We start from the raw sequence: 18978 nt of genomic DNA on the forward strand, positions 1-18978 counted from the left end.
GCCCTTCGTCGTCCCCTCCCCTGCTGGTGCGCTGCTGCGAGGGGGGTCCGACCTCTGCTGGTGCGCTGCTTCAGCTCGTGCTGGGTCTGGTCTCCGCAAGGGCCTCGACCGGGCGGCTGGGCGGCGAGGTGGCTCTGATTCTCGGGCTGTGGCTCTCGTGGGACGCAGGATTCTGCGTTCCTGCCACGACAGCCCAGCTCAGCGGTAGATCCACCGCCTCTACAGCGCTCGGAAAGGCGGCAGACCTACCCCCGACGGGTGATTCGGCGGCAGACCTACCGCTAAGCGGGCGAGAACGCAGATTCTTGCGTCCACCCCGAGCGCGACCCGCAGCCCAAGACCCCAGACCAGCGCGCCGCCCAGCTGCCCGGTCGAGGCCTTTGCGGAGACCACACCCACGACGACCCGCGCCGACGCAGCCGCAGGACGAGTCCTCAGCCGCCCCACGGGCCCGTAGGACGCGCCGGCGCACCAAGAGCCCGCCACTCCCCCGCCCGGCGGGGCAGAAGCCTCAGGAGGCGCGCTTGAGGGCGGAGCCCTGGACCCAGTCGCTCCAGCGGGTGTTCCAGTCGGTCCAGCCGTTGTTCTGCTCGAGGGAGCGGCCGCTGTTGACGAACTTCACGACGTCGCCGCGGCGCGACTGGTCGTAGATCCACTGGGCGTCGGCGGTGCTCATGCCGACGCAGCCGTGGCTCACGTTCTCCCGGCCCTGGGAGCCGACCGACCACGGCGCGGCGTGGAGGAACTCGCCGGAGTTCGTCACGCGCATCGCCCACCGGACGTCGCTGATGTCGTAGTAGTCGGGGTCGGACTCCGAGACGCCGGTCGACGCGGCGTCCATGTCGACCGACGCGAACTTCTCCATGATGACCTTCGTGCCGCCGCGGGTCTCGTGACCCGGCTTGCCGGTCGAGACCGGGATGGTGCGCACGTCGCGGCCGTCGATGTTCATCGTCAGCGTGTGCCGGGCGACGTCGACCGTCGACACGATGCGACGTCCGACCGTGAACGGCACGTGCTGGTCCTGCTGGCCGTACACGCCGTTGCCGGCGGGCAGGCTGTTCAGGTCGAGGTCGACCGACACCTTGGTGCCCGCAGGCCAGAACTCCTTCGGCCGGTAGTGCACGACCGTGTCGCTCATCCAGTGCCAGGCACCCTCGACCTTCGGGGTGGACGTGACGTGCATGTGCTGCTCGAACAGCTTCTTGTTCTCCACGGGCACGTCGAACGTGACGATGACCGGCATGCCCACGCCCACCGTCTCGTTCGCCAGCGGAGCGACCGCGGGGTACGTCTGCTGGTCCAGCGTCAGGGCCCGCGTCGTGAAGGTGCGCACCAGCTTCGCCGGCTTCCCGTCGGTGCCCTCCGCCTGCGCGGTCAGCGTGTACGCGGTGCCCGGCTCGAGCCGCGACGTGGCTGCCCAGCGACCGTCGCCGCCCTCGCCCTTGACGACCTGCTTGCCGTCCGACGACGTCAACGACGCCTCGGTGACGGTGCCGTGCTGCACCTCGACCGAGACGACCGTGTCGACGGGGACGTCGGACGCCTGGTCCTCGACGTTCGCACTCACCGTGGCCGGCTGCTGCGTCGGCGAAGCCGACGGCTGCTCGGACCGGGCGGCCGTGCAGGCGCCCAGGGTCACCAGGAGGACAGCACCCATCAGCAGGCGCAGGGAACGGTTCGTCGTGCTCACCGCGTCATCCTACGCGGTGAGCACGAACGCACCGACCAGTCAGTGGGCGTGCACGCCCCGGTAGTACTCGTAGACCCAGCCGCAGACCGTCACCGCGCCGATGGTGGCGCCGATGATGAAAAGCCACCAGCCGACGACGACGCCCAGGACGATCGTCGCGAGCGCCAGGGCGCAGTAGAGCGGCCACCAGCTGTACGGCGGGAAGAAGCCCAGCTCACCGGCGCCGTCGGCGATCTCGGCGTCGTCGAGGTCCTCCGGACGTGCCGGGATCTGCTTGGCGACGACGTACAGGTAGAAGCCCAGCAGCGCGCACAGCAGGAACGTCATGACGAGCGCCGTGGTGCCCGTCGGGTCCTCCGTCAGCACCCAGTACACGGGCGCGATGAAGACGAAGAAGATCCCGCAGGAGATGATGACCCAGTACTCGGCCTTCATGCCCTTCATCGCTCACTCACCGTCCTTCTGCTGCTTGGCGTCCTTGATGGCCGCACCCTTGCCGTTCGTGTTCGGCGCGTCGGCGAAGAGGCCGCCCTCGTCCGGGTTGTGCAGCAGCTCCAGCTCCGCGATCTCCGGGTGGTGCAGGTCGAACGCAGGGCTCTCGCTGCGGACCCGAGGCAGGGAGTGGAAGTTGTGCCGCGGCGGGGGCGAGCTCGTGGCCCACTCCAGCGAGCGGCCCCAGCCCCACGGGTCGTCGAGCTTGACCAGCGGGCTCTTGCGCGACTTCCACACGTTCCACAGGAACGGCAGGGTCGAGGCACCGAGCAGGAAGGCACCGATCGAGGAGATCTCGTTCAGCGTCGTGAAGCCGTCGTTCGGGCCGTAGTCGGCGTAGCGGCGCGGCATGCCCTCGACACCCAGCCAGTGCTGGACGAGGAAGGTCATGTGGAAGCCGATGAACAGCAGCCAGAAGTGGATCTTGCCGAGCTTCTCGTCGAGCATCCGCCCGGTGAGCTTCGGCCACCAGTAGTAGAAGCCGGCGAACATCGCGAACACCACGGTGCCGAAGACGACGTAGTGGAAGTGCGCCACGACGAAGTAGGAGTCCGAGAGCGGGAAGTCCAGCGTCGGCGACGCCAGGATGACGCCCGTCAGACCACCGAAGAGGAAGGTCACGAGGAAGCCCAGCGAGAACACCATGGGGGTGTCGAAGGAGATGCTCCCGCCCCAGATCGTGCCGATCCAGTTGAAGAACTTCACGCCGGTCGGTACCGCGATGAGGAACGTCATGAAGCTGAAGAACGCGAGGTCGACCGCACCCGTGACGAACATGTGGTGCGCCCACACCGCCACCGAGAGGGCGGCGATCAGCAGCGTCGCGGCCACGAGGCCGACGTAGCCGAAGATCGGCTTGCGGCTGAAGACCGGCAGGATCTCGGAGATGATGCCGAAGAACGGCAGCGCGATGATGTACACCTCGGGGTGCCCGAAGAACCAGAACAGGTGCTGCCACAGGATCGGGCCGCCGTTCGCGGCGTCGAACACGTGGGCCCCGAGCATGCGGTCCGCGGCCAGCGTCAGGAGCGCGGCGGCGAAGATCGGGAACGCGATGAGCACCAGCAGGCTGGTCACCAGCGTGTTCCACACGAAGATCGGCATGCGGAACATCGTCATGCCGGGCACGCGCATGCAGAAGATCGTGGTGATGAAGTTGACGGCACCGAGGATCGTGCCCAGACCCGACATCCACAGACCCATGACCCACAGGTCACCGCCGATGCCGGGCGAGTTGACGCCGTCCGAGAGCGGGGCGTACGCGAACCAGCCGAAGCTCGCAGCGCCGCCGGGCACGAACAGGCCCGAGACGACGATGGTGGAGCCGAACAGGTACAGCCAGTAGCTGAACATGTTCAGACGCGGGAACGCGACGTCGGGCGCGCCGATCTGCAGCGGCATGATCGCGTTGCCGAAGCCGAAGAACAGCGGCGTCGCGAACATGAGCAGCATGATCGTGCCGTGCATCGTGAAGGCCTGGTTGTAGGCCTCGTCCGACAGCAGGTTCGAGCCGGGCTGCATGAGGTTCGCGCGGATCGCCAGCGCGAGCACGCCGCCGATCAGGAAGAAGATGAACGACGTGGCCAGGTACATGTTGCCGATCACCTTGTGATCGGTGGTCGTCATGATCGTGACGACCTTCTGGCCGAGCGTCGTCTCACGACGGACGGTGGTGGTCTCCCGACCGTCGTCGAATGCCGCAGTGGTGGCCATCAGTTACCCGCTCCGTCCTGGACGTCCTGGTCGTCCTCCGTGTCGGCACCGCGCAGACCGGCGACGGCGTCGGCCTCCTTCTGGCCCGCGGGGGCACCGATCTGACCGATCCTCACGAGGTCCTGGAGGTGGGCCTCGTACTCCTCGGGCGAGACCACGTTGACCTTGAAGATCATCCGCGAGTGGTACAGCCCGCACAGCTCGGCGCAACGTCCGGTGAACGTGCCCTCGCGCGTCGGCGTCATGTCGAACGTGTTGTCACGCCCGGGGACGACGTCCATCTTGAAGTAGAACTCCGGGATCCAGAAGGAGTGGATCACGTCGGGGCTGCGCAGGTTGAAGCGCACCGACTCGCCCTTCGGCAGCCACAGCTCGGCGGGCTGGTCGGGCGTGCCGAAGTCGTACACGTCCTCGCCCTGCGTGGCGTCCTCGTCGAGGTAGTTGAAGGCCCACTGCCACTTCGAGCCCACGACCTCGATCGTGTGGTCGGGGTTCTCGACCTCCTTGAGCACCTCGTTCTGGCTCGTGACGGTGTGGAAGAAGAACACCGCGACGACGATCACCGGGGCGATCGTGTACAGCGCCTCGAGCGGCAGGTTGTAGCGCACCTGCGTGGGCACCTCGTCGTCGCTGCGACGGCGGTAGCGCACGGAGGCGTAGACGATGAGCCCGAAGACGAGCACGAACACGACCAGCACGGCGATCCAGGCGCCGAGCCACAGGTCCCACACGGGCTGCGACCGGTCACTGGCGGCGACAGGAAGCGCGAGGCGCTTGATGTCGTGGTCCGCGACGGGCGAGCAACCACTCAGGAGAACTGCGACGACGACAGCAGCCGCCAGCTTCATCCGACCCACGAGGCGCCTTTCTTGTCCACACCACTCATGCGATGACCTGTTCACAGTACCCTCACTCGTCCCTCGTCGAGCAGGTAAGGGCACCCTTGCCCCGACCCGTGTCGGGGACGCTCACGCGAGGTCCAGCGCGGCGGACACCTCGGCCCGCGCGTCGTCGCCGTAGGCCGAGCCCAGACGGTCCAGGAACGCCTCACGCGTCAGCGTGTACTCCTGCGTGCCCGTCGTCTCCACGACGCTCGCCGCGATCGTGCAGCCGATCTGCGCCGACCGCTCCAGGTCCAGGCCTGCGGCCACGCCAGCGAGGAACCCGCCGCGGAACGAGTCGCCGACGCCCGTCGGGTCGACCGCGTCGACGTCGGGGATCGCCGCGACCTCGATCGGCGCGCCGTCGGACGGGTACACCGTCACGCCGTCCTTGCCGCGGGTCACGACCCGCGTGCCGACGTGCGCCTGCACCTCCTCCTCGCTCCAGCCGGTCTTCGTCTGGATGAGCGCCGACTCGTAGTCGTTGCTGAAGAGGTACGCCGCACCGTCGACGAGCTCGCGGATCAGGTCGCCGTCGGCCCACGCCAGCTGCTGCGACGGGTCCGCCGCGAACGGCACCCCCGCCTTGCGGCAGGCCGCCGTGTGCCGGTTCATCGCCTCCGGGTCGTCCGGACCGATGAGGACGAGGTCGAAGTCGCCGAGCTCCAGCACGTCGATCGTGCGGGCATCGGCCATCGCGCCGGCGTAGAAGGTGACGATCTGCGCGTGCGCGTCGTCGGTCGTGATCGTGCACAGCGCCGTGTGCTTGTCGGGCGACACGTGCACGCGCGAGCAGTCGACGCCCGCGTCCTCCAGCCACTGCTGGTAGCCCTGGTCGGCGAAGTCACGCCCCACCGACGCCACCAGCGTCGGCCGCAGGCCCAGCGCCGCCAGGCCGAACGCGATGTTCGCGGCGCACCCGCCGCGGCGGACGTCGAGGTCCTCCACCAGGAACGAGACGGACAGCTTGTCGAGCTGGTCCGGGACCAGGGAGTCCGAGAACTTCCCCGAGAAGACCTGCAGATGGTCGGTGGCCACAGAGCCGGCGATCGCGAGATGCACCAGATGAGACTAGACGACGGCCCCCTGCGTCCGCAGGGGGCCGTCGTGTGAGGAAGTCGGGCGTGACGTCGCGTCACGCCGCTCGTGCCGGGTGACCGCTGGTCGAGGCTCAGCTCTCGTTGGTCGAGTGCCCCGCTCCCGCTGGTCGAGTGCCTCCACGAGCGCTAGCGAGGGGAGGTCTATCGATACCACCCTGGGCGGTCATGCTCGTCGCTCACCTCGTGGTGGGGTTTGGACCGCTTGGAGGTCTCGATACAGTCCGACGCCTTCGGCGTGCACCACTCGACCTCTCGCCACCGTCGCTCGCAGGGCTCGCGAGGTGGCTCGATCGCAAAGCTCCCGAGGTCACTCCATCAGTGGAAGCTGTCGCCGCAGGCGCAGGAGCCCGTCGCCATCGGGTTGTCGATGGTGAAGCCCTGCTTCTCGATCGTGTCGACGAAGTCGATCGACGCGCCGTGCAGGTACGGCAGGCTCATGCGGTCGACGACGACGTTCACGCCGTCGAAGTCGCGGACCTCGTCGCCGTCGAGCGTGCGCTCGTCGAAGAACAGCTGGTAGCGCAGGCCCGAGCAGCCGCCGGGCTGCACAGCGATGCGCAGGGCAAGGTCGTCGCGACCCTCCTGGGCGAGCAGGCTCCGCACCTTCTCCGCAGCGTTCGCGGACAGGTTCACACCGTCGGCCGGGGCGGCGGTCTCGGTGGTCTCGGGGGTGGTGCTGCTGTCGACGCTCATGTCATCTCCGTCGGTCTCGGGTGCTCTCCTGGTGGACAACCAGGAGGAAGCCGGTTCCATTCCATCGTACGCGCCGATCCTCAGGAGATCCCTCGCCGGGCGCGGACTCGCGGGGCGCCGATCAGCGCGACCAGGTGCGCGCCACCCGCTCGGCGACGTCGGCCAGAGCGCCCGACGGGTCCGCGAACGAGCGCTCCTCCCCCACCAGGTCGAGCATCGCGTACGCCGACTCGACGCCCATGGCCCGCATCTCCCGCGCACCCACCGTCACCCGTCCGGCGATCGCCACGCACGGTCGAGCGTGTCGTCCGGCCACCTGGGCGACCCCGTGCACGACCTTGCCGCTGCGCGAGGTGTGGTCGTAGGAGCCCTCGCCGGAGACCACCAGGTCGGCGTCCGCACACGCGACGTCCAACCCGACCGCCTCCGCCACCACCGCGACGCCGGGACGTCGGTCCGCTCCCAGGAGCAGCAGCCCCAGGCCCAGACCGCCCGCCGCGCCGGCCCCGGGCGCGTCCGCCACGCGCCGCTGCGCCGGGGTCGGACCGCACACCGCGTCGACCCAGGCGTCGAGCAGGCCGTCGACCTCCAGCAGGTCCGCCTCGTCGAGCCCCTTCTGCGGCCCGAACGTCTTGGTGGCGCCGAACAGGCCCAGCAGCGGGACGTCGACGTCGCTCGCGGCGACCAGGTCGACGCCCTCCACGACCTGTCGCGCGGCGGCGAGGTCGACGGACGTGACGCCGCGCAGACCGTCCGGACCGGCGTCGAGGGGTCGGTCGGCGGTCGCGCCCAGCGCGCCGAGCAGCCCGGCTCCCCCGTCGTTCGTGGCGCTGCCGCCGAGCCCCACGACGACGCTCGACACCCCCAGCTCGACGGCGGCCCGCACCGCCTCGCCCACGCCCCACGTGGACGCGGTCCGGGCGGCCGGCGGACCGAGCTGCAGCCCACAGGCCTGCGCCGACTCCAGGTAGGCGACGTCGTCGACGACGAGCAGCGTCACGGGCACCTCGGCGCCCGTCGACCCGCGCACGGGGACGACGTGCAGCCGGCCGCCGAGCGCGTCGTGCAGGGCGTCGACGAAGCCCGGCCCGCCGTCGGCCATCGGCAGCCGGACCACCTCGTCGTCCGGCGACGTCCGGGCCCAGCCGCGGGCGATCGCCCGGGCCGCCTCGGGCGCGCTCAGCGTGCCGGCGAACTTGTCCGGCGCCACGAGCACGCGCACGGGCTCAGCCCAGCCGCTGCTCGGTGGCCGCGAGCAGCACGCACGTGGCCAGGCCCTCCATCGCGGTGCGCAGCTCCTCGATCGGCGGGAACGACGGCGCGATGCGGATGTTGCGGTCGCGCGGGTCCTTGCCGTACGGGAAGGACGCACCCGCCGGGGTGAGCGCGATGCCCGCCTCCTTGGCCAGGCGCACCACGCGGGTGGCGCAGCCGTCGGGGACGTCGAGGCTCACGAAGTAGCCGCCGCGGGGGTCGGTCCAGGTGGCGACGTCGAGACCGCCGAGCCGCGCCGACAGCACCTCCTGCACGACGGCGAACTTGGGCGCGAGGATCTCGCGGTGCTGGTCCATGAGCGCGTGCACGCCGTCGACGTCGCCGAGCAGCCGGACGTGACGCAGCTGGTTGACCTTGTCGGGCCCGATGGTCCGCTTGCCGACGAGCCCGGTGTACCAGGCGATGTTCTCGGGCGAGGAGGCGAAGAAGCTCACGCCGGCTCCCGCGAAGGTGATCTTCGACGTCGACGCGAGCACGAAGGGACGGTCCGGGTGTCCCGATGCGGCGCACAGACCGACGATGTCGGCGGTCTTGGTGCGCTCCTCGGTGAGGTGGTGCACGGCGTACGCGTTGTCCCAGAAGATCCGGAAGTCGGGCGCGGCGGTCTCGAGCGCAGCCAGCTCGGCGGCGACCGCCTCGCTGACGACGGCGCCCGTCGGGTTCGCGTAGGTCGGGACGATCCAGATGCCCTTGACCGCGGGGTCGGTGACCGCCTCGCGCACGGCGGCCATGTCGGGACCGTCGTCGAGCATGTCGATCGTGCGCATGGTGATGCCGTACTGCTCGCAGATCGCGAAGTGCCGGTCGTAGCCGGGCGACGGGCAGAGGAAGACGACCTCCTCCTCCTGCGCCCACGGCTGCTGCGACCCGACCGTGCCCTTGAGCATCGCGAAGACGATGAGGTCGTGCATGATCGCCAGGCTGGCGTTGTCGCCCGTCACCAGCTGCTCCACGGGGACGTGCAGGAGCTCGGCGAAGATCTCGCGCAGCTGCACGTTGCCGACGACGCCGCCGTAGTTGCGCGTGTCGGTGCCGGCCGCGTCCTTGTAGTCCTGGCCGGGCAGGTCGAGGAGCGCGTTGGAGAGGTCGAGCTGCGCCGACGACGGCTTGCCACGCGTGATGTCGAGCGCAAGACCGGCCTGCTTCAGCTGCTCGTAGGCGGCCTGCTGCTCGTCGTGGAGGGCGCGGATCTCGTCGGGAGAGAGGGTGTCGAGGCTCACGGGCCCAACCTACCGAAGGTCGTGCGAGCCGACGTCGTCAGACGGACAGACCGGGGGCGTCCCAGAGCGCCAGCCAGCGCTCCAGCGCCTTCTCCACCGGCACGTCGCCCTCGACGAGCGCCCGCACCTGCAGCTCGACGGCGTTGTCGCGACGTCGACCGGCCTGCGGCGCGAACGGGTAGAAGGTGCCCTGCTTGAACAGGTAGACCAGCCCGAGCGGGCCGCCCGACGGCGTCGAGAACAGCACCGTGGAGCACAGCAGCTGGGAGCCGAAGCCCGCATCGGCCATCGAGGAGTTCGCGGCGTGCAGGTCGCTGACGAGGCCTTGCAGGTCGCCCGGCGCCCGCGTGACCTGCAGCCAGCGGAAGCCCTGGCCGTCGTCGGTGACGGCCACCGTCGCGGAGGCGTCGGTGCCGATGACCTGCTGCACCTCGGCCATCACGCGGTCGTCGCTGACGCCGTCGACGTCGCGGAAGCACACGGCTCCCGCACCGGTGGCCGCGAAGCCCGCCGCCTCGAGCGTCAGGGCGGCCTGGGGCACCCCGAAGAGGACGTCGAGGTCGGCCTCCGGCGGCTTGGAGCGGCCGAGGATGCCGTCGAGCCAGCCCATCAGATCGGGCCCATCAGATCGGGTCCGACAGCTCGGCGCCGACCTTGGCCAGCTGCGCGAGGCGCTGCTCCAGGGGCGGGTGGGTGGCCATGACCGCGTTCACGGACGCGCGGTTGATCGCCGGCGCGAAGAAGAAGGCGCTGAGCGCCTGGGCGCCGCGCAGGTCCTCGTTGGGGATGCGGCTCATGTCGCCGGAGATCTTGACCAGCGCCGACGCGAGCTTCGACGGACGACCCGTCAGGTACGCACCGCTGCGGTCGGCGCTGAGCTCGCGGTAGCGCGACAGGGCGCGGGTGAGCAGGAAGCTGACGAAGTAGACGAGCATGCTCACGAGGAACACGACGATGAACGGCACGCCGTTGCCGTTGCCGTTGCGGTTGTCGCGGTCGTTGCTGCCCGCACCGAGGTAGAACCCCCAGCGGGTGATGAAGCCGGCGAGCAGGCCGAGCGACGACGCGACGGTCATGACGGAGACGTCGCGGTTGGCCACGTGCGACAGCTCGTGCGCCAGTACGCCCTCGAGCTCGTCGGCGTCGAGGCGCTGCATGATGCCGGTCGTGACGCACACGGCCGAGTGCCGCGGCGTGCGACCGGTCGCGAACGCGTTGGGCAGGTCGGTGACGGCGACCGCGACCGTCGGCTTCGGCATGTCGGCCATGACGCACAGCCGGTCGATCATGGCGTGCAGCTCGGGCGCCTGCTCGGGGCTGACGACGCGCGCACCCATCGACTTCAGCGCGAGCGTGTCGGAGAAGTACCACTGTCCCCAGGCGAGCGCGACGGTGATGACCAGGCCGATCACCGCGCTGCCGGAGAAGGAGATGAGGACGGCACCGAACGCGACGTAGAGCGCGCCCAGCCCGAGGCTCACCCCGCCCATGCGGAGCGTGAGCCCCCGGTCAGCCCTGAACCTGCTGCGGGCCACGGCCCTCTCCCTCCACCTCGGTGCCCTGCGGGACGTCGAGACCCAGCTCGCGGTCGAAGCGCCGCGCCTCGAGGTCGTCGCTGCTCTCCCCCGGCCGCGCGACGATGCCGTCGGCGACGAGCTCGTCGATCGCGTCGGCACGGGCCTCCAGCTCGCGGGTGTGCCGCTCGGCGGCCTCCATCTGCTGGTTGACGCTGCTGAGCGACGACGCGATGCCGGTGTCGGCGCTGGTCAGCTGCGAGCGGGCCTCGGCGGCCGACGCACGAGCAGTCAGCGTGTCCTTGCGGAGCCGGAAGTCCTCGATGCTGTCCTCGAGCCGGGTGGCGGCGTCGGTGATGGTCGCCTCCTCCTGCTGCAGCGCGGCGTGCCGCTCCCGCAGGTCGGCGAGCGAGTCCTCGAGCCCGACCTTGCGGCCGAGCGCGGTGCGGGCGGTGGCGTCGTCGCCGCGCTCGACGGCCTCGCGGGCCTGCGCGTCGAACGTCGCGGCCTGCTGCTCGAGCTGGCGCAGCCGCACCTCGACGCGCTTGCGGCTGGTCGTGACGTCGGCGACGCCGCGGCGCACCTTCTGCAGGTGTGCGAGCTGGGCGCGGTAGGTGTCGTCGAGGGAGCTGCGTAGCTCCTCGCCGTCGAGCTCACGGTGCGAGCGCGACCTCCAGATGTCGCGAATCCTGCGTCCGATCCCCATGAGGTCAGCCTACGGGGCTGCGGCACGTGGGCGTCCGGACCGCGTGGGCGCGCTGTGTAGGGTGACGCCGTGACGCAGGAGAACGCCGCCCCCGACGACCGCACCCAGGCCGCCAAGAAGGGCCGTGCGACGCCGAGCCGCAAGGAGGCCGAGGCGGCGCGGAAGAAGGCGATGAAGACGCCGATGACGCGCAAGGAGCAGATGCAGCGCGACCGTCAGGCGCGCTCGGACCTGCGTCGTCGTCAGCAGGAGGCCCTGCGGGCCGGCAAGGGCGACGCCCTCCCCCCGCGCGACCGCGGCCCGGTGCGCGCGTTCGTGCGTGACTACGTCGACCGTCGTCGCAACGTCGCCGAGTACCTGCTGCCGATCCTGCTCGCGGTGCTCGTCCTCAGCTTCGTCCAGGCGCCGCTCGCGCAGCTCGTCGTCGTCTACGCCTGGGGCGTGATGATCCTGCTGACCATCCTCGACGAGGTCCTGCTGGTCAGCGGCCTGCGCAAGCAGCTGAAGCTGCGCTTCCCGGGCGAGTCGACCCGCGGCGCGACCGGGTACGCCGTCCTGCGCAGCACGCAGCTGCGCCGCTTCCGCCTGCCGAAGCCGGCGATCGCGCGCGGCGAGGAGCCGCGCGAGCGCGTCTGACCCCTCACCTGTCGCGCCCCTCACCTGTCGCGCGAGGGCCCCGACGGGGCTACTCGCCGTGCAGCGACATCGGTCCGTAGACCTCGGTGTCGCCGTCGAGCAGCCGTGCCTGGTCGACGCCCTGGTCGAGCAGCTCGGCGAAGGTCTCGCCGATCCAGGTCTCGGCGTCACCGCGGCTGTCGAAGGCGTCGGAACGACCCTTCTCCTGTCCGTCGGCGGTCTCCAGCAGCCAGGTCCAGCTCATCGACGTCCTCCTGATCGGTCGTGCGTGGTCGGTCGTGCCATCCTCGCCCCGACGTGACCGTGCGGCAGGCCGGGACGAGGTCGGGGCTCAGGTCGAGGGGGCGACGAACGGGGGCTTGGTCACCGTGAACGGCTCAGCGCGACGTCGCACCTCCACGAGCACGTCGTCGCCGTCGCCGACCGCGCGGTCGAGCAGCGCCAGCCCGATCCCCTGGCGCAACGTGGGCGAGAAGGTCCCGGACGTCACCTCGCCGACGACGTCACCGGGTGCGCCGTCGGGTCCGACGGCCCGCACCACCATGCCCGGTCGCGGGATCCCGCGGCCGGAGGAGACGATGCCGCGCACCAGCGGGACGCTCTTCTCCTCACGCTGACGCACGAGCGCGTCCTTGCCGGTGAACGTCGGCTTGTCCCAGCCGACCGCCCAGCCGGCGCGTGCCATGACCGGGGAGATCTCGGCCGACAGCTCGTGGCCGTGCAGCGGGTAGCCCATCTCGGTGCGCAGCGTGTCGCGCGCGCCGAGACCGCAGGGCCGCAGCCCGTGCGGCTCGCCTGCGGCCAGCAGCGCCTCCCAGACAGCGGGGGCGTCGTCGGCCCGGACGACGAGCTCGTAGCCCTTCTCCCCCGTGTAGCCGGTGCGGCACACGATCGCCTCGGCGCCGCCGACGGGCGCCTCGACGAACGACATGTAGGCGTGGTCGGTGGGCACGCCGACACCGGCGAGCACCGCGTCGGCCGCGGGCCCCTGCACGGCGAGGACGGCCAGCTCGCGGTGACGGTCGACCACCTCGATGCCGGCCGGAGCATCGGCGCGCAGCCGCTCCACGACGGCGGCCGTGTTGGCGGCGTTGGGCACGAGGAAGACGTCGAAGTCGCTGCGCACGTAGGCGATGAGGTCGTCGACGGTGCCGCCGTCCTCGTCGCAGCAGAGCGTGTACTGGGCCTGGCCGGGACGGATGCGACGCAGGTCGTTCGTCAGGTGCGCGTTCACGTGGTCGACGGCGCCCGCGCCGCGGACGCTGGCCTTGCCCAGGTGGCTCACGTCGAACAGGCCCGCCGCCTCGCGCACGGCAGCGTGCTCGGCGAGGACGCCGCCACCGGACTCCGACGGGTACTCCAAAGGCATCGACCAGCCCCCGAACTCGGCCATCTTGGCGCCGAGGGCCACGTGGTGGTCGTGCAGCGGCGAACGGAGCAGGTCCATGTCGGCCAACGTAGCGGGCTGCGTGATTACATGGGCGACATGGCCCCTTCGACGCCCGCCCGCTCGTCCGCCTCCTCCTTGCCTGACGTCTCCGTCAGCACCGCCAAGCCCTCGACGGTCAAGACCGACGTCCTCGTGCTCGGCGTGCGGACCGACGACGACGCGGCCGACCTCGCCCCGACGCTGGCCCTGCTCGGCTTCACCGGCGAGAAGGGGCAGGTCGTCGTGGCGCCCGGCGGGGAGGCCACGAAGGCGGGCACCGTCGTCGCCGTCGGCCTGAGCGAGGAGCCCGACGCCGAGGAGCTGCGCCGCGCCGCCGCCTCGGGCGTGCGCGCCGCGATCAGGCTGAAGGCCTCGACCACCGCCCTGGCGCTGCAGCCGGCCGGTGCGGACGACGTCGTCGCGGTCGCGGAGGGCGCGCTGCTCGGCGCCTACCGCTACGAGGCCTACAAGACGAAGGCGTCCGACGACGACGCGCGCCTGGGTGCGGTCACGGTGCTGTCGGCCTTCGGGCGCCAGAGCACGGTCGTCGACGCCGTCGAGCACGCCGCGGTCGTCGCACGCGCCACCGCCCTCGCCCGCGACTGGGTCAACACCCCGCCCGGGGACCTGCGACCGCCGGCGTTCGCCGACCAGATCGCCGAGGTCGCCGGACGCCAGCCGGTCAAGGTCTCGGTGTGGGACGAGAGGCGGCTCGAGAAGGAGGGGTGCGGCGGCATCCTCGGCGTCGGTGCCGGCTCGGAGGCTCCCCCGCGTCTGGTGCGGCTCTCCTACGAGCCCCGCAAGGCCGTCACGCACCTCGCCCTCGTCGGCAAGGGCATCACGTTCGACTCCGGCGGCCTCTCGATCAAGAGCGGCTCCGGCATGCAGACCATGAAGATCGACATGGCGGGTGCCGCAGCCGTGGTCGCCGCCACGCTCGCCATCGCCGAGCTCGGCCTGCCGGTCAAGGTCACCGCCTTCGCCTGCCTCGCCGAGAACATGCCCAGCGGCTCGGCCACGCGTCCGGGTGACGTCCTCATCATGCGCTCGGGCTCCACGGTCGAGGTGCACAACACCGACGCCGAGGGCCGCCTCGTCCTCGCCGACGGTCTCTCCCTGGCGGTCGAGGCCGGCGCCGACCGGATCGTCGACGTCGCGACCCTCACGGGCGCCTGCGTCGTCGCGCTCGGCGAGCGCACCACGGGCGTGCTCGGCAACGACGACGCCCTCAGCGACGCGATCCTCGACGCCGCGCGCACCACGGGCGAGTCCATGTGGCCGCTGCCGATCGTCGAGGAGATGAAGTCGGCGGTGACGTCGTCGAAGATCGCCGACATCCGCCAGCACAACCCCAAGCCCTACGGTGGCACCCTGTTCGCGGCCGCGTTCCTGCGCGAGTTCGTCGGTGACACCCCCTGGGCGCACCTCGACATCGCCGGTCCGTCGTTCAACGACGGCGGCGAGCACGGCTACACGCCGTCCGGCGGCACCGGCGTCTCGGTCCGCACGCTCGTGCGTCTCGCGTCGGACCTCGCGTCCGGTGACTGAGCCGGACCTGCTCGAGGCGACCCGCCGCCGGCTCGACGCCCGCGTCGCCGCGGAGCAGCGGGACCGACGGCTCCCGTCGGTCACCGCCGCTCTCGTGCGCGGGGGTCGGACGGTGTGGTCGGGCGCGGCCGGCCACGTCGACGGCATCGATGCGTCGCCTGAGGCCACGCCCCGGACCGCGTACCGGATCGGCTCGATCACGAAGACCTTCGTCGCCGTGCAGGTGCTGCGGCTGCGCGACGAGGGCCACCTGGCCCTCAACGACCGGATCGGTCGGCACCTGCCGGAGCTCGACCTCGACGTCACCGTCGCGCAGCTGCTGAGCCACACCGCCGGCCTGCAGGCCGAGACCGACGCCTCGTGGTGGGAGCGCTCGCCAGGGCTGACGTGGACGGACCTGCTAGCGACGGCCGCACCGCGGCTCGTCCACGTCCCCGGCACGCGGTTCCACTACTCCAACACCGGCTTCGCCGTGCTGGGCGAGCTGGTCGCCCGCCTGCGGGGCACGTCGTGGCACGAGAGCGTCGTCGCCGACCTCCTCGAGCCGCTCGGCATGACCGCGACGACGCTGCGACCCGGCCCCGACGCGGCACCGGGCCTGGCCGTGCACCCCTTCGCCGACGTCGCCCACGTGGAGCCCGAGCACGACGCCGAGGCGCTCGCTCCCGCCGGGCAGCTCTGGTCGAGCGCCGAGGACCTCGCGCGCTGGGCCGCGTTCGCCGCCGGCCGTACCGACGACCTGCTCCCGTCGGGCACGCTCGAGGAGATGCTGCGACCCGTCGCCGTGAGCGACGTCCCGCGGCAGCCCTGGACCGGGGCCCACGCGCTCGGCTGGCAGGTCTGGAACGTCGGCGGTCGCCGCTTCGTGGGGCACGGCGGATCGATGCCCGGCTTCCTCGCGGGCCTGCGGGTCGACGCGGCCACCGGGGATGGCGTCGTCGTCCTTGCCAACGCCACCTCCGGCCTCGGCCCCCTGGCCACCGACCTGCTCGACCTCCTGCGCGAGCTGGAGCCCCTGGCTGGTCCGGCCTGGACACGCCGGCCCGGCCACGCGGACCGGCTCGACCTGGTGGGCGACTGGTTCTGGGGCACCGCCCGATACTCAGCCCGTCTCGAGGACGAGCACCTGGTGCTGGGCGAGCCGGGCGCGGGCCGCGGTGCCCGCTTCCGCGCCGACGCCGACGGCACCTGGATCGGGCTGGAGGGCTACCACGAGGGCGAACGCCTGGCGGTCCGTCGTGACGCCGACGGCCGACCGGTGCAGCTGACGCTGGCGAGCTTCGTCTTCACCCGCACCCCCTACGACCCGTCTCCCGACGTCGAGGTGCCGGGCGGTCTCGACGAGGCCGGCTGGTCCTGATGGACGACCTCTGGGCCGCGTACGTCGCCGCGCACCCCGAGGCGGCCGACGTCGAGCCCGCGGTGGAGCCGTTCGGCGACTCCCCCGCGATGGCCGACGCGCTCCTCGCGCTCGTCGTCGGTGGCGGCAAGCGCGCGACGGCCGGCCCGGTGTGCCCCGACGACCACCCGGTCCGCGTCGGCGACCACTGGGTCGTGCTCGACGGCTCCGGACGGTCCCAGGTCGTGCTGCGGACCGTCGACGTGCGCGTCGGGCGCCTCGACTCCGTCGACGACGCGTTCGCGCGCGACGAGGGCGAGGGCGACCTCACCCGCGCCTGGTGGTTGCGGGCGCACCGCGACTTCGCCCGCCGGGTGCTGGGCCTCGCGGACGACGTCGACGTCGACGCGATGGAGACCCGGTTCGAGCGCTTCGCCGTGGTCTGGCCCCCGGAGCACGCCGACCCCCGCCCCTGACGTCCTGAGGCTGGGGGTCAGGAGAGGTTGAGGGTCTGGGCGGCCTGCTCGACCTCGTCCCACTCCGTGCGGTCGCCGCCGCGACGGTCGGGGTGCGAGCGCGCACGGGCCTGCTTCCACCAGCGGCGCAGCACCTCGTCGTCGGGGCGGACGGTGACGTCGCCGCCCGCGACGTCGGCCGAGACCTGCAGCGTCGCGATGGCGTCGCGCTCGCTCGGCGACAGCGAGCGGGGTCCGGCTGGCGGACGCGTCGGTCCGCCGCCGGCGGTGGAGCGTCGCGGGTCGCGGCTGCTGGACGACGCCGTGTGGCCGCTGGAGCGGCCCTGCTGGCGCACCGCGTAGTCGCGCATGCGCTGCGGGTAGCCCACACGGTTCGCGTCGTAGACCGGGATCCCGAGCTTGCGGGCCAGCTCGGCGGCCGCCTTGTAGGACTCCACGCGTCGGCGGATCGACTCGCCGTCGGACGCGACCAGCACGACCGTGGGCTCGTTGAAGGACGTGCGCGGCTCGACGTACGCCTCGACGCCGTGACGGATGGTCGCCCAGTCGCGCAGCGCCGCCATGTCGTCACGCACGGCGCGGCGGTCGGAGCTGCCGCGTCGGCGGCCGAACAGTGCCATGGCGACATTCTGCCCGACCCCCGGTGGCGACGGGCCCGGTACGAGGCGACCGCTCCCCCGGACGACCCCTGCGACGACGCCTGCGACGACCCCTGCGGACGAGCCCCGCGGACGAGTCCAGAGAACCTACTCACCGGTCGCTCCCCCCGTGGTGCGGCGTGGGCCGAGGGTGACAAGATGGCTGGCGAACGACCATTCCACGCGGGAGGACACTGTGGCGGACAGCCCGGGCGACCAGAGCACGAACACCTTCGACATCGTCATCCTGGGCGGCGGCAGCGGCGGTTACGCCTGCGCCCTCCGTGCGGTGCAGCTCGGCCTCAGCGTCGCGCTCGTCGAGAAGGGCAAGCTCGGCGGCACCTGCCTGCACAACGGCTGCATCCCGACCAAGGCGCTGCTGCACGCCGCCGAGGTCGCCGACGAGACCCGCCACAGCGAGACCTACGGCGTCAAGGCGACGTTCGAGGGCATCGACATGGCGCAGGTCAACAGCTACAAGGCCGGCGTCATCGACCGTCTCTACAAGGGTCTGCAGGGCCTCATCAAGTCCGGCGGCATCACGGTCGTGGAGGGCGAGGGTCGCCTCGTCTCCACCGACGCGAACGGCGGCGGCGTCGTCGAGGTCGACGGCCAGCAGTACACCGGCCGCAACGTCGTGCTCGCCACCGGCTCCTACGCCCGCAGCCTCCCCGGCCTCGAGATCGGCGGCCGCGTCGTGACGAGCGAGGAGGCCCTCACGATGAGCGAGGTCCCCGAGAAGGTCGTCATCATCGGCGGCAGCGTCATCGGCGTGGAGTTCGCGTCGGTCTGGCGCTCCTTCGGCGCCGAGGTCACCATCATCGAGGCGCTCCCGTCGCTGGTCCCGCTGGAGGACCCGACGCTGTCGAAGAACCTCGAGCGCGCGTTCCGCAAGCGCAAGATCGCCTTCAAGACGGGCACCAAGTTCTCCGGCGTCGAGCAGACCGACAGCGGCGTCACGGTCTCCCTCGAGGACGGCTCGACCATCGAGACCGACCTCGTCCTCGTCGCGGTGGGTCGCGGTCCGAACGGCAACGGCAACGGCTTCGAGGAGGCCGGTGTCACGGTCGACCGCGGCTGGGTCCCCACCGACGAGCGCCTGCGCACGAACGTCCCCGGCGTGTTCGCCGTCGGCGACCTCGTGCCCGGCCTGCAGCTCGCGCACCGCGGCTTCGCGCACGGCATCTTCGTGGCCGAGGAGATCGCGGGCCTCTCCCCGCAGCCGGTCCTCGACCCGGGCATCCCGCGCGTCACCTACTGCGACCCCGAGCTCGCGTCGGTCGGCATCACCGAGCCGCAGGCCAAGGAGAAGTACGGCGACGAGAACGTCGAGACGGTCGAGTACAACCTCGGCGGCAACGGCAAGAGCCAGATCCTCGGCACGGCCGGTGTCATCAAGCTCGTCCGCGAGAAGGACGGGCCGATCGTCGGCGTGCACATGATCGGCGCCCGCTACGGCGAGCAGGTCGGCGAGGCCTCCCTCATCGTCAACTGGGAGGCCTACCCCGAGGACGTCGCGCAGCTGATCCACGCGCACCCCACCCAGAACGAGGCTCTCGGCGAGGCTGCCCTCGCCCTGGCCGGCAAGCCCCTCCACTCGCACGCCTGACCCGAACGAGGACGAC

General features: G+C 71.4%; 19 protein-coding genes. 5 read left to right on the top strand and 14 right to left on the bottom strand.

All coding sequences use genetic code 11. The features are described 5' to 3' along the window. Positions 1-511: 511 nt before the first annotated feature. The 11 genes from Aeryth_RS10740 to Aeryth_RS10790 form a co-directional block, all read right to left on the bottom strand. Positions 512-1693, bottom strand: a complete 1182-nt coding sequence (locus Aeryth_RS10740) for a L,D-transpeptidase (RefSeq protein ID WP_236749720.1) — start codon at positions 1691-1693, stop codon at positions 512-514. A gap of 39 nt (positions 1694-1732) precedes the next feature. Further along, positions 1733-2137, bottom strand: a complete 405-nt coding sequence (locus Aeryth_RS10745; protein ID WP_317698907.1) for a cytochrome c oxidase subunit 4 — start codon at positions 2135-2137, stop codon at positions 1733-1735. A 3-nt stretch (positions 2138-2140) separates the two neighbouring features. Next, complete coding sequence (ctaD, locus tag Aeryth_RS10750) at positions 2141-3898, bottom strand: aa3-type cytochrome oxidase subunit I (protein ID WP_067858371.1); 1758 nt, start codon at positions 3896-3898, stop codon at positions 2141-2143. Beyond that, a complete protein-coding gene (ctaC, locus tag Aeryth_RS10755; RefSeq protein ID WP_067858374.1) occupies positions 3898-4746 on the bottom strand; it encodes an aa3-type cytochrome oxidase subunit II in 849 nt (282 codons plus the stop codon). The genes ctaD and ctaC overlap by 1 nt, the downstream gene beginning before the upstream one ends. Before the next feature lie 120 nt (positions 4747-4866). Then, entirely contained in the window at positions 4867-5841 is a 975-nt protein-coding gene (locus Aeryth_RS10760) for a carbohydrate kinase family protein (protein WP_067858377.1), read from the bottom strand. Positions 5842-6194: 353 nt separating this feature from the next. Then, positions 6195-6572, bottom strand: coding sequence for a HesB/IscA family protein (locus Aeryth_RS10765; RefSeq protein WP_067858379.1), 378 nt, complete (start codon positions 6570-6572; stop codon positions 6195-6197). Positions 6573-6693: 121 nt separating this feature from the next. Further along, positions 6694-7794, bottom strand: a complete 1101-nt coding sequence (locus Aeryth_RS10770; protein ID WP_067858382.1) for a glycerate kinase family protein — start codon at positions 7792-7794, stop codon at positions 6694-6696. A 4-nt stretch (positions 7795-7798) separates the two neighbouring features. Beyond that, positions 7799-9067, bottom strand: coding sequence for an aspartate aminotransferase type Ic (locus tag Aeryth_RS10775; protein ID WP_067858385.1), 1269 nt, complete (start codon positions 9065-9067; stop codon positions 7799-7801). A 37-nt stretch (positions 9068-9104) separates the two neighbouring features. Then, a complete protein-coding gene (gene pspAB / locus Aeryth_RS10780; RefSeq protein ID WP_067858388.1) occupies positions 9105-9677 on the bottom strand; it encodes a PspA-associated protein PspAB in 573 nt (190 codons plus the stop codon). 13 nt (positions 9678-9690) lie between these two features. After that, the gene (gene htpX, locus Aeryth_RS10785) at positions 9691-10602 is read right to left on the bottom strand and encodes a zinc metalloprotease HtpX (RefSeq protein WP_083516398.1); all 912 of its coding nucleotides are present in this window, start codon (positions 10600-10602) and stop codon (positions 9691-9693) included. Next, the gene (locus tag Aeryth_RS10790) at positions 10577-11287 is read right to left on the bottom strand and encodes a PspA/IM30 family protein (RefSeq protein ID WP_067858394.1); all 711 of its coding nucleotides are present in this window, start codon (positions 11285-11287) and stop codon (positions 10577-10579) included. The genes htpX and Aeryth_RS10790 overlap by 26 nt, the downstream gene beginning before the upstream one ends. Positions 11288-11356: 69 nt before the next feature. Between Aeryth_RS10790 and Aeryth_RS10795 the strand changes: the two genes are divergently transcribed. Further along, positions 11357-11923: a DUF3043 domain-containing protein gene (locus Aeryth_RS10795; RefSeq protein WP_067858396.1), complete on the top strand. Its 567-nt coding sequence runs from the start codon at positions 11357-11359 to the stop codon at positions 11921-11923. Between the two features lie 49 nt (positions 11924-11972). Here Aeryth_RS10795 and Aeryth_RS10800 read toward each other — a convergent pair whose 3' ends face one another. Next, positions 11973-12167 carry a hypothetical protein gene (locus Aeryth_RS10800; RefSeq protein ID WP_067858399.1) on the bottom strand — a complete coding sequence of 65 codons (195 nt, stop codon included), beginning with the start codon at positions 12165-12167 and terminating at the stop codon, positions 11973-11975. 87 nt (positions 12168-12254) lie between these two features. Next, positions 12255-13370 carry a glycine cleavage system aminomethyltransferase GcvT gene (gcvT, locus tag Aeryth_RS10805; RefSeq protein WP_067858413.1) on the bottom strand — a complete coding sequence of 372 codons (1116 nt, stop codon included), beginning with the start codon at positions 13368-13370 and terminating at the stop codon, positions 12255-12257. A 78-nt stretch (positions 13371-13448) separates the two neighbouring features. Here gcvT and Aeryth_RS10810 point away from each other — a divergent pair, with 78 nt between their 5' ends. From Aeryth_RS10810 to Aeryth_RS10820, 3 genes are read left to right on the top strand one after another with little or no spacing between them, the layout of a single operon-like run. After that, positions 13449-14900: a leucyl aminopeptidase gene (locus tag Aeryth_RS10810; RefSeq protein WP_144433754.1), complete on the top strand. Its 1452-nt coding sequence runs from the start codon at positions 13449-13451 to the stop codon at positions 14898-14900. Continuing rightward, positions 14893-16260, top strand: coding sequence for a serine hydrolase domain-containing protein (locus Aeryth_RS10815; protein WP_236749721.1), 1368 nt, complete (start codon positions 14893-14895; stop codon positions 16258-16260). Before Aeryth_RS10810 ends, Aeryth_RS10815 begins: the two co-directional genes overlap by 8 nt. Further along, on the top strand, positions 16260-16715 hold the full coding sequence (locus Aeryth_RS10820) for an ASCH domain-containing protein (RefSeq protein WP_067858416.1): 456 nt from the start codon (positions 16260-16262) through the stop codon (positions 16713-16715). Before Aeryth_RS10815 ends, Aeryth_RS10820 begins: the two co-directional genes overlap by 1 nt. Before the next feature lie 17 nt (positions 16716-16732). On the opposite strand, the gene Aeryth_RS18125 is transcribed toward Aeryth_RS10820, so the two are convergent. Continuing rightward, complete coding sequence (locus Aeryth_RS18125) at positions 16733-17335, bottom strand: hypothetical protein (RefSeq protein ID WP_193786265.1); 603 nt, start codon at positions 17333-17335, stop codon at positions 16733-16735. Between the two features lie 214 nt (positions 17336-17549). Here Aeryth_RS18125 and lpdA point away from each other — a divergent pair, with 214 nt between their 5' ends. Then, positions 17550-18962, top strand: coding sequence for a dihydrolipoyl dehydrogenase (lpdA, locus tag Aeryth_RS10830; protein ID WP_067858418.1), 1413 nt, complete (start codon positions 17550-17552; stop codon positions 18960-18962). Positions 18963-18978: the final 16 nt, after the last annotated feature.

The sequence above is a fragment of the Aeromicrobium erythreum genome, from assembly GCF_001509405.1.
Lineage (GTDB): Bacteria > Actinomycetota > Actinomycetes > Propionibacteriales > Nocardioidaceae > Aeromicrobium > Aeromicrobium erythreum.

Coding starts and splice junctions, on each gene's coding strand:
- Aeryth_RS10745 (WP_317698907.1), bottom strand. CDS start 2,137: ATGAAGGGCATGAAGGCCGAGTACTGGGTCATCATCTCCTGCGGGATC.
- ctaD (WP_067858371.1), bottom strand. CDS start 3,898: ATGGCCACCACTGCGGCATTCGACGACGGTCGGGAGACCACCACCGTC.
- ctaC (WP_067858374.1), bottom strand. CDS start 4,746: ATGAAGCTGGCGGCTGCTGTCGTCGTCGCAGTTCTCCTGAGTGGTTGC.
- Aeryth_RS10765 (WP_067858379.1), bottom strand. CDS start 6,572: ATGAGCGTCGACAGCAGCACCACCCCCGAGACCACCGAGACCGCCGCC.
- pspAB (WP_067858388.1), bottom strand. CDS start 9,677: ATGGGCTGGCTCGACGGCATCCTCGGCCGCTCCAAGCCGCCGGAGGCC.
- Aeryth_RS10790 (WP_067858394.1), bottom strand. CDS start 11,287: ATGGGGATCGGACGCAGGATTCGCGACATCTGGAGGTCGCGCTCGCAC.
- Aeryth_RS10800 (WP_067858399.1), bottom strand. CDS start 12,167: ATGAGCTGGACCTGGCTGCTGGAGACCGCCGACGGACAGGAGAAGGGT.
- gcvT (WP_067858413.1), bottom strand. CDS start 13,370: ATGGACCTGCTCCGTTCGCCGCTGCACGACCACCACGTGGCCCTCGGC.
- Aeryth_RS10820 (WP_067858416.1), top strand. CDS start 16,260: ATGGACGACCTCTGGGCCGCGTACGTCGCCGCGCACCCCGAGGCGGCC.
- Aeryth_RS18125 (WP_193786265.1), bottom strand. CDS start 17,335: ATGGCACTGTTCGGCCGCCGACGCGGCAGCTCCGACCGCCGCGCCGTG.